The sequence below is a fragment of the Shewanella sp. ALD9 genome (assembly GCF_002836315.1).
GTDB lineage: Bacteria > Pseudomonadota > Gammaproteobacteria > Enterobacterales > Shewanellaceae > Shewanella.
This window is the reverse complement of the sequence record NZ_PJCD01000041.1, coordinates 267,228-280,674: the sequence shown is the minus strand read 5'-3', so window position 1 is coordinate 280,674 and position 13,447 is coordinate 267,228. Positions and strand designations below refer to the sequence as shown.

6 protein-coding genes are annotated in these 13,447 nt (G+C 40.0%); 5 read left to right on the top strand and 1 reads right to left on the bottom strand.

The features are described 5' to 3' along the window. Positions 1-220 precede the first annotated feature (220 nt). On the top strand, positions 221-1,186 hold the full coding sequence (gene cysK / locus CXF88_RS17860; protein WP_101088056.1) for a cysteine synthase A: 966 nt from the start codon (positions 221-223) through the stop codon (positions 1,184-1,186). A gap of 331 nt (positions 1,187-1,517) precedes the next feature. Next, complete coding sequence (locus tag CXF88_RS17855; RefSeq protein WP_101088054.1) at positions 1,518-2,411, top strand: LysR substrate-binding domain-containing protein; 894 nt, start codon at positions 1,518-1,520, stop codon at positions 2,409-2,411. A 66-nt stretch (positions 2,412-2,477) separates the two neighbouring features. On the opposite strand, the gene focA is transcribed toward CXF88_RS17855, so the two are convergent. Continuing rightward, on the bottom strand, positions 2,478-4,139 hold the full coding sequence (focA, locus tag CXF88_RS17850) for a formate transporter FocA (RefSeq protein WP_101088051.1): 1,662 nt from the start codon (positions 4,137-4,139) through the stop codon (positions 2,478-2,480). 1,496 nt (positions 4,140-5,635) lie between these two features. On the opposite strand from focA, the gene CXF88_RS17845 reads away from it, so the two are divergent. From CXF88_RS17845 to pflB, 3 genes are all read left to right on the top strand, one after another. Beyond that, entirely contained in the window at positions 5,636-8,509 is a 2,874-nt protein-coding gene (locus tag CXF88_RS17845; protein ID WP_101088049.1) for a TonB-dependent receptor, read from the top strand. Positions 8,510-9,211: 702 nt separating this feature from the next. Continuing rightward, on the top strand, positions 9,212-10,744 hold the full coding sequence (locus tag CXF88_RS17840; RefSeq protein WP_101088047.1) for a DUF3360 family protein: 1,533 nt from the start codon (positions 9,212-9,214) through the stop codon (positions 10,742-10,744). 406 nt (positions 10,745-11,150) lie between these two features. Further along, on the top strand, positions 11,151-13,433 hold the full coding sequence (gene pflB / locus CXF88_RS17835) for a formate C-acetyltransferase (protein WP_101088045.1): 2,283 nt from the start codon (positions 11,151-11,153) through the stop codon (positions 13,431-13,433). Positions 13,434-13,447 lie beyond the last annotated feature (14 nt).

Below are 13,447 nucleotides of genomic sequence, written 5' to 3'. Positions count from 1 at the left end.
ATGATTTAATCTCGTCATACTAAATTAAATTTGTTTGATGGTCAGACCATTGAGTGATGACAATTGACTCCAAAAGCCTAATATAGCAGCATCTATAGGGTTTTTAGAATAAAAATAAACCCCTTAATAACTAAAAAGCATAAAGAAGAACAAACTTTCACTTCTAAATCCTGCTGAGCAGATTATGATTAGACGATGCAACCATAGGAGCAAATAATCCATGAGCAAAATTTTCGAAGATAATTCATATACTTTAGGCAACACACCGTTAGTTCGTTTAAACCGCGTTAGCAACGGTAAGGTGTTAGCAAAAATAGAAGCACGTAACCCAAGCTTTAGTGTTAAGTGTCGTATTGGCGCTAACATGATTTGGGATGCTGAAAAGAAAGGTATACTCACCAAAGATATCGAGTTAATTGAACCTACATCAGGTAACACCGGTATTGCACTTGCTTATGTTGCTGCAGCACGTGGTTATAAATTAACCTTAACTATGCCAAATACCATGAGCTTAGAGCGTCGTAAGCTACTGAAAGCATTAGGTGCAAACTTAGTGCTCACAGAAGGCGCTAAAGGTATGAAAGGTGCCATTGATAAGGCTGAAGAAATTCGCCAATCTGCGCCTGAAAAATACCTAGTGCTTGGCCAATTTGATAATCCTGCTAACCCTGAAATACACGAAAAAACCACTGGTCCAGAAATCTGGAATGATACCGATGGTGAAGTTGATGTATTTGTGGCCGGTGTTGGTACTGGCGGAACCTTAACAGGTGTAAGCCGTTATTTAAAAGCACAAGGCAAAACCATTACCTCTGTTGCTGTTGAGCCAGTTGATTCTCCGGTTATTGCGCAAGCATTAGCAGGCCAGCCAATTCAGCCAGGTCCACACAAAATCCAAGGTATTGGCGCAGGTTTCATCCCAGGCAACCTAGATTTATCTATTATTGACCGCGTTGAAGCGGTAACCAACGAAGAGTCTATTGAAATGGCTCGTCGTTTAATGAAAGAAGAAGGTATCTTAGTCGGTATTTCTTCTGGTGCCGCGGTTGTGGCTGCAAATCGTATTGCTGCATTACCAGAGTTTGCTGATAAAACTATTGTGGTTATATTGCCTTCAGCTGCTGAACGTTATTTATCAACGGCGTTATTTGCTGGTGAGTTTAGCGATAGCGAAAACGTACAGTAATAGATTGCTTGAATAGACTCTACATTTGTCTATTATAAAAACCAGCTTCGGCTGGTTTTTTGTTTCATCTCCATTTTGTTTCATCTCCATAATAAAGCCTAAACGTTGCTCAACTAAAAAAGCATCATGCTCATCGCATATATTGCTAACTCCTTGTCTAATTTCGATAAATAATTATTTATTTGTACTAAAAACTAAACCTCAGTTGCAAAGTTGATATAAGTCGCTTGCCTATGCAACAGCCTTCCGTTTTACTTATTGAAGTAAACACTAGTAAACATCAATTTTATTGATACTTAAATGATTCATAAAACGGAGCTATTACGCTGATATGAAATACTCGCTTAAACAAATTACCGTTTTTGATGCTGTGGCCAGTCTTGAAAGTGTTAGCGCAGCTGCCAGAAAGCTATCGATGACCCAATCAGCGGTGAGTATGTCACTTTCTCAGCTAGAGAATTTACTAGACCGTCCGCTGTTTATTAGACAAGGCAACCGACTAACCCTAAGCCATTGGGGCAATTGGTTAAGGCCCAAAGCACGCCAATTACTTCAAGATGCACAACAAATTCAATTTGGCTTACACGAACAACACATAATTAGTGGTCAATTTAAGTTATGTTCGAGCCAAACTGCAGCAGAATATTTATTGCCAAACTTAATCAGCAAAATTGATAATGATTTTCCAGAATTAAGGATTGATCTTGAGGTTGAAAACACCGAACACGTTGTTGAAGGATTAATTAACTACGACTATGACCTTGGTATTATTGAGGGGCGTAACGACGATAGCCGCTTACATCAAGAAAAGTGGATTGATGATCATCTTGTGGTAGTTGCCGCGCCGCACCACCCTTATGCCAATGCTGAAAAAATTAGTTTAGCGCAATTGGAACAAGCAAAATGGGTGCTTAGAGAGCAAGGTGCTGGTACCAGACGCATTTTTGAAGGAGCTATCCACGGTGTGCTTGAAAAACTCAATGTGTGGAAAGAATACGAACATGTACTGCTGTTAAAGGCATTGGTCAGAAATGGGTCTTACTTAAGCTGCCTGCCCCATATTACCGTAGAGCAAGATGTTGCTGAAGGTAAGCTGGTTATGATTGATACACCACAGCTTAACCTACAGCGTCAATTGTCTTTTGTATGGCGCAATGATGCGGGTGATAATCCGCTTCGTGATTGCGTCCTAAATGAAGCAAGACGCATGAGTAAAACGCTTTAATGGTATTTGATAACGCCTTTACTTAACCATTAGATGGCTTGTGAAAGGCGTTATCGATTGAGTTGACTATCCCATCACCGAACAAATTTTAGTAGCTATCTGTTCTCGAGTAATAACTCCAAGCAATATTCCCTCATTTACAACAGGAAAACTACTCGGTTTATTCGCAGAAGCATGTCTTAAACGTTCTTCATAACTCATAAAGCGGCTACCGGTATACATTCCGCTAGCGGTAACAGGAAACAACTTCTCTCTGTCGACAACCATTAACTCAACAAGATCGGCAATTTTATCGTTGCCAGATACGGTCATCACTTGCGTCTGCATTAAATCAGCAACATGACTGTTAATGTGTTTGTTATATTCTTCTGACCATAAGCATCTTAATAAATCTTGTTGAGATACAAATCCTAATAAGCGATTTTGTTTGTCGACAACTGGTGCTCCTCGTTCTTGCGCAGCAGTGAGTTGCATCAGTCCTTCATGAATAGAGAGTTCTGGTGATAATGTAAAAGGTGTCGCTTGCATTAATTCACTGACAGTAAGATTAATAATTGATTTAGGCATAGCAGTTCTCCCATTCGTTTTTAGCGAAGGTGTAAGGTTAGATTCATGGTGGATTTGGGTTAATACTGAATGTGATTTGGAAAAATCTGTGGTCGATTGACTGACCATTGGTCGACTTGATATTGGTACGTTAGGTATTGGCTTATCTGAATTAGGCTGGTTAGAAGCAGACTTATTTGACATAGCCTGGTTTGGCATATGCGCGTCAATCGCCGGAATACATTCAGCTAATGCCAACGTGGCTAACGCCATAGGCGCTGTATGATTAGCATTAGAGTGTTTTAATCGTTCGATCATTAAATAAGCAAGACCGACAAATAACGCACCGCCGACGATGTTGCCTAACGTGACAGGAATAAGATTATTAAACAGAAAATGCATTATTGTGATATCAGCAAACTGGCTTGCGGGTACACCAATAGCGTTAAAGAAATCCACCGATGCAAATTGCTGCAACATGATCCCCAGCGGCACCATAAACAAGTTAGCGATACTGTGTTCAAAACCACTGCTGACAAACATGGCAACGGGTAGCATCAGTAAGAAGGCTTTGGTTAGTACGTCTTTACTGGAAAACGTCATCCAGACACCTAGGCACACCAAAACATTACATAATATGCCCAAAATAAATGCTTGGCTCCAATCATGATGTATTTTGTGTTGCGCAATATTTAATGCATTCAAGCCCCATTGACCATCATTGAGCAGGTGCATTTTAGCCCCTAAAATCAACAACAACATCAACATAGCGCCAATAAAATTGCCAACATAGACCCGAGTCCAACACATCAATAAATCTCTAGTAGTAACCCGTTTTTGAGCCCATGCAACACTGCTTAAGACTGTGCTGGTAAAAAGTTCCCCCCCACAAATAACCACTAGAATTAACCCTAAGCTAAACGCTAAACCACCAATAAAGCGCACTTGCCCCCAAGGACCAATTGTTCCGGTCGTTACCGTAATATAAAAAACAAAAGCCAACGCAATAAAAGCACCGGCAAAAATAGCTAAACCGAATGACTCAAGGTGCGACTTAATGACTTTAGATTGCCCGTATTGTTCAGCTTGCTGGCACATGTTGATAACTGCACTATTCGCAGCGTCTTGTGTGTAAGCACTCTGTATCGGCACTGTTGAAGTTTTTGTTGTTAAAGCAGTCATAAACTACATTCCAAATAAACTAATGGTTATTCTTTGGCTGCAGCATAAATATTGTAGGAACAGTGAGACATGTATTATCACTCTACTATTCATGGCGGCCTTCTTGTCGAAACATAAGACTACCTTTGAAATAATCAGAATAAAATCTGATAATAATGATGGCAACCATCAATAATATTGATTCACAATTCGTAATACCAACATCTGAAAAAATAGAATGATACCGATGGTAAAGTTGATGGAAGAGTTGATGGAAGAGTTGATGGATTGATCACTGATAGTGGTATTTTTATTGGTACTGATACTGATACTGATACTGATACTGATATTGATGTGAATGTAGATGCCAGCACTGATGTGCAGTAACGGTTATTCGTAGTTATCTCGCGATGCAATGTAAACCATTATGTTTGCGGCTGTTGAGTCTGTTAAATCAGTATCGTGTCAGCTTTTATACACTTAATCCGCAGTTACCCCAAAGTAATGTCGCAGGTTCATCTTTGTAATCATAGACCTAACTATTATTGACTGAGCTAAAACGGTAACCCGTGCAAAGTCTATCTATACTGCTCACCGTTAATGAAGAGAAAGATATCATAATGGGTATTTACTCTGTTTCCGCTATTACGATAGATAATCATATGTCTACATTTGCCAATAAAAAATGGCAGTAGCCATAATTTATGTTGCCGCGTTCTATCTACACTAGGCTTTATCATCGATGTTATTTGCTGATTTATTTTGTGATTATAAAAACCTACGGTAGTGAATTAGGATTTTATTAGCCATTACAAATGATGGATAGTGTTCAATATTAATGGTGCTTATGGACAGTACTTATGAATAGCGCTTATTGATAAAGTATCTGCAATGTTTCTTACTAGTATTTTTTGTTTATAAAAAACTCATCTATGACAATCATCTATGACAATCAACATCATGCTAAACATAATAACGAAGCGCATAAAAAATCACTTAAAAATCATTAATATTCAAATAATGAATAATAATCTATTATCAACGAAGGTCAAAACCTAGATTTTTTTACGTAAAAACCACATTAATTAAACTCATGAAAAAAATTTATAATATGTTAAATCGATAATTTACCTGAAAAAAACGCTAGGTTATAATTTTTCATATAAAAATTAAAAATAATTTATGAACATTATTTTAACAAATTAAATTTCGGCAGCCACAAATAACACAACAAACCAATATATTAAAAACCATTTATTAACAACACAAGCTACTTTAAATAACATTGTAATCTTGATGCTTACATTATTACAACTTATCAGCGTTTATGATGTCGAATTGTTAATAAAAATGAGCTTAATTGTATATACCCAGCTAATTACCAACCAGATGGCCTGATATTGTTTTTTTATTTAGGTGTGCTTATATCGATAGCTGTGTAACTTTGTTTCATTTTTATATTAAAAATGATCTGAATGATTACACCATAATAAAAAAACATTTTAGGGAGTTAAAATATGCAAGTTAATTCGCATTTAGCCAAAGCTATTCGCTTTGCGCTAATCAGTGGTGTCGCTGTTTCTGCAGCAACCACATTCAATACCTTTGCAGCAGAAGATCAAGCTAATCCAGCATCAACTGTTGAAAGAATATCGGTAACAGGCTCACGTATTATTCGTGAAGGTGCTGTTGCACCAACGCCGGTTACAGTAATTACTGGCGACGAGTTATTATCAACTGGTGTAACAAATATTGGTGAAGCGCTAAACCAATTACCTGCACTAGGTAACACCTACTCACTTGCCAACTCAGGCCGCTTTATTGGTACTTCGGGTCTTAACTTGCTCGATTTAAGAAGCATGGGTACCGCCAGAACACTCGTGTTAGTGGACGGTAAACGCCATGTATCAAGTTCTGCAGGTACTTCTTCAGTCGACGTCAATACCATTCCAAGTGTATGGATCGATAGAGTAGAAGTGATTACCGGCGGTGCATCTGCCATTTACGGTGCTGATGCGGTAACCGGTGTTGTAAACTTCATTTTAAAGAAAGATATTAATGGCTTAGATGTATCAGCAACCAAAGGTTGGGCTGACGATAGTGGCCACAATAAAGACCGCTTCTCATTATCTTATGGTTCTGATTTTGCCCAAGGTGATGGTAATGTTGCCTTTGCGGTTGAGTACAGCGCTCAAGAGCAATTAAGAGCATTTGATCGCGATCAGACTTCAACTGCTTTTTCGAGCCTAGCAAATAAAAACCGCACTGAAGATAACAATGACCCATCAGATCCAGACAAAATATGGACTCCTAACGCCGGTCACTACACGATTAGTAATGCCGGTACCTTCAATTTAGATGGTTGGAAAAGCTTTAATCCTGATGGCTCATTAAGCGATGTTTATAGCGGTCAAAATGTTGATGGTATTCGTTGTGCAAATTGTGATGTCACTAACTTAAACCAGTTTGTCGAATTACAACCAGAATTCGAACGTTACAATATTAACTTTAAAGCAAACTACCAGCTTAACGATAATCATAACGTTTATTTTGAAGCTAAATACGTTAACAGCCAATCAACAGATGAAGGCCAACCGGCATTTTTCTTTGGTAACCCGGTCAACGATATCAAAATTGATAATGCTTTTATCAATCCTGAGCTGGTTGCTTTAATGAAAGCAAACAAAGATAGCGACGGTAATTCAGCGCCATTAGATACACTTAATATTCGTCGTTTTATGACGGACTTGGGTGCGCGTATTGAAGATGATACTCGCGAAACTCAACGTTATGTTATCGGTCTTGAAGGTATAGTATTCCAAGATTGGGATTACGATGCCTATGCTATTTATGGTCAAACTGATTTAGAGCGCGTTAATAAAAATAACTTAATCTATGACAATTACACCAACGCCCTTGATTCTGTATTAGAAAACGGGATTGCAGTATGTCGTGATCAGTCAGCTAGAGATGCAGGCTGTGTGCCAGTCAACATTTTTGGTTTTGGCGCGCCAAGTCAAGATGCTATTAACTATATTAATACCGCTTCAACTGGTACATCGATTATTAAGCAAACCGTATTAGGTGGCTCACTAACTAACTCTAGTTTATTTGAATTACCTGCCGGTTATGCAGGCTTCTCTACTGGTGTTGAATACCGTAAAGAAGAAAGTGAGATATTTGAACCTTCAAATGCAGCAGGTACTTTCTTCAATGCATTGGGCGAAGATAAAGGCGATTTTGATGTAAGCGAAATTTTTGCTGAAATCACGCTTCCTTTGCTAGCCGATTTACCAATGGTACGTCAGCTAGACTTAGATCTTGCAATACGTTTTGCTGATTACAGCACCATTGGTAATGCAACAACATGGAAAACGGGCTTAAGCTGGGAAGTTGATGATCAGATCCGCGTTCGTACTACATACTCAGAAGCTATTCGTGCACCTAACATCAGTGAGCTTTATGGTGCTGCAAGCCAAACATTCTTCTCTGTAGATGACTCTTGTCGTGCTAAAAACTTAAATGATCTAGCTGATCCAACTCAACGTCAGGCTAACTGTGCGGCGTTAGGGATCCCTGCTGGTTTTGACGCTGACTACGACGATAAAACACTTGAAGGATTAAGTGGTGGTAATCGCGAGCTAAAAGCAGAAGAATCGAAAAGTTTCACGTTAGGAATTGTTTATCAACCTGATTTTATTGATGGATTATCGATCACTACCGATTATTGGAATATCGAGATCGAAAATGCAATCAGTGCTGTTGGTGCTCAAGATATTATCGACCGTTGTGTTGATTCTCCATCTGGTGTGAATAACGAATACTGTAGTTTGATTACTCGTGATTCAACTAGCCACGAAATTACTCAAATTAGACAGTTCTCGTTAAACATTGCATCTCTTGAAGCTGCTGGTATCGACTTTGATATTGGTTATAACTTTGAAGCCTTTAGTGGTGATGTACGCACTAACCTTATTGCGACTCGTCTATTAAAACGTAAAGACTTTTCATTCCAGGATGAACCAGATACGTTTGAAGAACTTGCAGGCACGGCAGGCTATGCTGAATGGCAAGCAAACTGGAGCCTAAGTTACTCTATCGATAGCTGGGATGTTAGCTGGAGAACGCGCTATGTTGAGGGTGTAAGCCTTTATACTGATAAGGAATTAGCCTTAAACGCGAATCCTAATAGCAACATGGAATTTGACGATTACTTTATCAACGACATGGCAGTTGCATACAACTTCGATTCAGGTATTCGTTTGAAGTTTGGTATCGATAACGTGTTTAACCGTGAACTACCATACGGTTATACAGGTACTGATACTACAAGCTCAGCTTATGACAACGTAGGTCGCTTCTTCCATACTACAGCCTCTTATAAGTTCTAAACTATTCGTTATAAGCGATAGGTTTATTGATACAACGGCATCTTCGGATGCCGTTTTTTTTATCCATTCATGTTTATCAATTTCATGCTTCTCAAGTACTGACATTATCAACCACCAAAGCCAATCTTACTTTCCTTCACCCATAATAAGCATTTATACATTAACGACTGCCATAATAACTAAAACTTCAGCCAGCACTCGACCAATTTATTTTGTAACCACCATGGTAGCTACTGCAGAGGTCATTTCTCTATTATTCTTAATAATCCCGTCGACAAGTCTTAAATATAATTGAATAATAATTATACCCAGTATCAATTATATTGATGTTACACAATATTCTGAAATGAGTATTGCTTACGAGGTGAGTTATTAGGCAAATTTACTGATCTAATTTTGCTGTTAACTTGTTATCCAGCTCTCACTTCTAGTAAACAAAACATCAACTTTCTTGATACCAAGTGATGCAATCTTAACGCTATGCTAAAATCAACAAGGTAAATTGGTCTTACCAAAAAAGATCGTAATAAGGACATCACTGTAATGCTTCCCTAATAAAGGCATCGCAGCTGAGCAAAGTGATAAGAGCCATTGCGGCTCACCGGCAAGCTGCTCTTACGGACATAGCCATCACTTCAAAGGAACACACTCAAACTTCATCATTTGATGGATTAACCTGTTCTTTTCGGAGAATGAGAAATTATGTCAGACACAGTCAGTAATTCAGATACACAAGCTCAAGAAGCAAGCTACAGCGAGCTTCACCGTCCTGCTAGCGAGTTTGACACTCGCGATGCCTATCTAGAAAATGAACTCAAGATAATGAAGCCCAAACGTTGGGGACTCAACCTTCCTGGACGTGATTTTCGTTTTGAATGGGAAGACTTAGTCCCAGCCATTGCAGGAACCATTGGTATTACTGTTATGTATTCTGCAGTAATGGCAGCTTGGGCTGCAGGTTTAAGTGAAAAATGGGATCACGTCAATCTTGGGGCAGAATTTGCTATCCAGATTGTCCGTGTAGAAATGCTCATCCCAGCTTTACTCTTCTGTATTATTAGCTCTGGTTTTATTAATCCAAGAGCAAACCTTGGCGGCAACCATGGACCAATGATCCCGTTAATTGGTACCATCGCGCTCGCTGGTGCTCATCCATTAGCGTTAGCAATCCTCATTGGTATATTTGGCTTGATTTTAAGTTATTTCAAAGGGGGCTCGAAACTGGTTAACCTCACCAGTAGCGGTGTGGCCGGCGGTTTATTGGTGTTCTTAGGATTTATGGGAGCTAAAAGTCAGATAGGTTCGTTATTTGACTGGGCAGGAGGACTGCAAGCCAAGCACAGTCTTGACTATTCACTCGGTTATGTTGCATTTACCATCTTGTTAATCAATGTCATTATTTATGCAGCATTAGCCAAATACGGTAAACGCTGGTTAGCGATTCCATTGTGTTCTATTGCAGCAGTTGCTCTGGCATTTGGCCTAGGCGCAGGCTTAGATTTACAATTTACTACCGCTCCAGGTATCCCAAATCTCAATCCGGTTTATTGGTGGGGTTCAACTGAACATGGTTGGCAGTTAGGCTTACCAAATGCTGCTCATTTTATTGCATCATTACCGTTCGCAATTCTGGCTGTTGCCATGTGGTCACCAGACTTTCTTGGTCATCGTATTTTCCAAGAATTAAATTATCCAAAAGGCGCTGAAAAAGTACTGATGGATGTTGATGACACGATGACAACTTGCTCAGTAAGACAGATCGTCGGTACTGCCGTCGGTGGCGGTAATATTACCTCATCGTGGGGAACTTACATGATCCCAGCGGCTATTGCCAAACGCCCTATTCCAGCTGGCGCTATCCTACTCGGTAGCTTGTGTATTATTGTGGCTATCATTGGTTATCCTATGGATATCACGGTGTGGCGCCCTGTTATGTCGATTGCGCTTTTAGTTGGCGTATTCCTGCCGTTATTAGAGGCAGGTTTACAGATGGTTAAAGACACGACGAGTAGCCAAGCCGCAGGTATCTGTATTTTCGCTGCATTTGTTGCCAACCCAGTATTAGCTTGGGCGTTAACCATGTTACTTGATAATAATGGCTTAATTGGTGATAAAGAGCGTCCTAAAACCTTGTCATTTGCAGACCGTATCGTTATCCCAAGCCTAGCCTTTGTGATTTGTTTGGCGGCGATGTTAGCAGTAGGCATGATCGAAGGGATTCCAGCGTTGCTATAATCTAGTCATGTTCGGTAATACCATCAATATAAAAGCGAGATCGGCAATGGTTTCGCTTTTTATTTGCCAAAAATTGCCGCGGGCTACTCCAAGTTATAAACAGATATGTTAGCCAGTTAACACTTTTGATAATCCGTTAGCGAAAGCTGCCGATATCGTCATTATGCTGTGCTATTATTAACCCATGGATAATTGGTCTTACCAATTAGTTCATTAACAGAAACAATATCGATTAGCGTCATTACACAAGCCAGGCGGAACATTTCTGCCATCAATGTCGCAGAAGATGTAAACGGCTCAGTCTAGCGAATCTACCTAGACGACAGAATGTAAACACTCAACGGATACCAACACTTTGTGTTAATTGTGATGACATCCGTAGAAAATCAACCAGAGGGTTAAGTAAATGACAGATAAAACCGAACTATTTGCCAACGCGTGGGAAGGTTTCGTAGCTGGCGATTGGAAAACTGAAGTTAACGTACGTGACTTTATCCAACAAAATTACACACCATATGAGGGTGATGAATCATTCTTAGCAGGTGCAACAGATGCAACATTAACTTTGTGGGACAAAGTAATGGAAGGCATCAAGCAAGAGAACCAAACTCATGCTCCAGTCGATTTCGACACTGAAATGGTTTCAACCATTACCTCTCATGATGCTGGCTATATCAATAAAGACCTTGAAACTATCGTTGGTTTACAAACTGAAGCGCCATTAAAACGTGCCATGCTGCCCAACGGTGGTATTCGTATGGTTGAAGGTTCATGTAAAGCTTATGGCCGTGAACTTAACAGCGATGTGAATTACGTTTACTCTGAGTTACGCAAAACCCATAACCAAGGCGTGTTTGATGTTTATACCCCAGAAATTATGGCTTGCCGTAAATCAGGTATATTAACAGGTTTACCTGATGCCTATGGTCGTGGTCGTATTATTGGTGACTACCGCCGTATTGCTTTGTACGGTATCGATTACCTAATGAAAGATAAGTTTGCCCAATTCAGCTCACTGCAAGCGCAGTTTGAAGCTGGTGAAGACTTATCAAGTGTGATCCAATTACGTGAAGAGATTTCTGAGCAACATCGTGCTTTAGGCCAAATGAAAGTGATGGCAGCTAAATACGGTTGTGATATTTCTGTACCCGCCAAAAATGCTAAAGAAGCCATTCAATGGACTTACTTTGGTTACCTTGCTGCAGTAAAAAGCCAAAATGGCGCGGCAATGTCACTGGGTCGTACCTCAACGTTCATTGATGCTTATATTGAACGTGACATTAAAAATGGTGTTCTTACTGAGCAGCAAGCACAAGAAATGGTTGACCATTTCGTGATGAAACTGCGTATGGTGCGTTTCCTGCGTACACCTGAATACGATGAACTATTCTCAGGCGATCCAATCTGGGCAACTGAATCTATCGCAGGTATGGGTCTTGATGGTCGCACATTGGTGACTAAATCAAGCTTCCGTTTCTTGCATACCTTGTACAACATGGGCCCAAGCCCAGAGCCAAACATTACCGTGTTATGGTCCACAAGATTGCCACAAGGTTTTAAAAGTTACTGTGCCAAAGTATCAATTGACACTAGCTCAATTCAATACGAAAACGATGACTTAATGCGCCCAGACTTTGAGTCAGACGATTACGCCATTGCTTGTTGTGTTAGCCCAATGATTTTGGGTAAGCATATGCAGTTCTTCGGTGCTCGCGCTAACTTAGCCAAAACCATGTTATACGCCATTAACGGTGGTGTTGACGAAAAGCTTAAAACCCAAATTGCACCAAAAGCGGACCCAATCACTGCTGATGTACTTGAGTTTGATGATGTTATGTCACGTCTTGATGGCTTAATGGACTGGCTTGCAACGCAGTATGTGTCTGCGCTTAACGCGATTCACTTTATGCATGACAAATACTCTTACGAGTCTGCGTTAATGGCATTACATGACCGCGATGTGCGCCGTACAATGGCGTGTGGTATTGCAGGTTTGTCAATTGCTGCCGATTCATTGTCAGCGATTAAGTTTGCTCAAGTTAAGCCTATTCGCGATGAAAATGGTATTGCGGTTGATTTTGACATTCAAGGTGACTATCCAAAATTTGGTAACAATGATGCTCGTGTCGATGACATTGCTTGCGATTTAGTTGAACGTTTTATGGCGAAAATTCGCACTAAAAAAATGTACCGTAATGCCATTCCAACACAATCAATCTTAACCATCACTTCAAACGTGGTTTATGGTAAGAAAACCGGTAACACTCCTGACGGTCGTCGTTCAGGCGCTCCGTTTGCGCCTGGTGCCAACCCGATGCATGGTCGTGATGAAAATGGTGCAATTGCTTCATTAACATCAGTGGCTAAACTGCCTTTTGCCCACGCACAAGATGGTGTTTCTTATACTTTCTCTATCGTGCCAAATGCATTAGGTAAAGATGATACGGGTCGTCGTACTAACTTAGCGTCATTGATGGATGGCTACTTCCTAAGCAAGCCTAACCGTGAAGGTGGTCAACACTTAAACGTTAACGTGATGAACCGTGAAATGTTAGAAGATGCGATTGTTAATCCGGATAAATATCCACAATTAACTATTCGTGTATCGGGTTATGCCGTTCGCTTTAATGCGCTCACCCCTGAGCAGCAGCAAGACGTGATTACTCGTACATTTACTAAAAGTATGTAGTCTCTGCTAAAATT

Coding starts and splice junctions, on each gene's coding strand:
- cysK (WP_101088056.1), top strand. CDS start 221: ATGAGCAAAATTTTCGAAGATAATTCATATACTTTAGGCAACACACCG.
- CXF88_RS17855 (WP_101088054.1), top strand. CDS start 1,518: ATGAAATACTCGCTTAAACAAATTACCGTTTTTGATGCTGTGGCCAGT.
- focA (WP_101088051.1), bottom strand. CDS start 4,139: ATGACTGCTTTAACAACAAAAACTTCAACAGTGCCGATACAGAGTGCT.
- CXF88_RS17845 (WP_101088049.1), top strand. CDS start 5,636: ATGCAAGTTAATTCGCATTTAGCCAAAGCTATTCGCTTTGCGCTAATC.
- CXF88_RS17840 (WP_101088047.1), top strand. CDS start 9,212: ATGTCAGACACAGTCAGTAATTCAGATACACAAGCTCAAGAAGCAAGC.
- pflB (WP_101088045.1), top strand. CDS start 11,151: ATGACAGATAAAACCGAACTATTTGCCAACGCGTGGGAAGGTTTCGTA.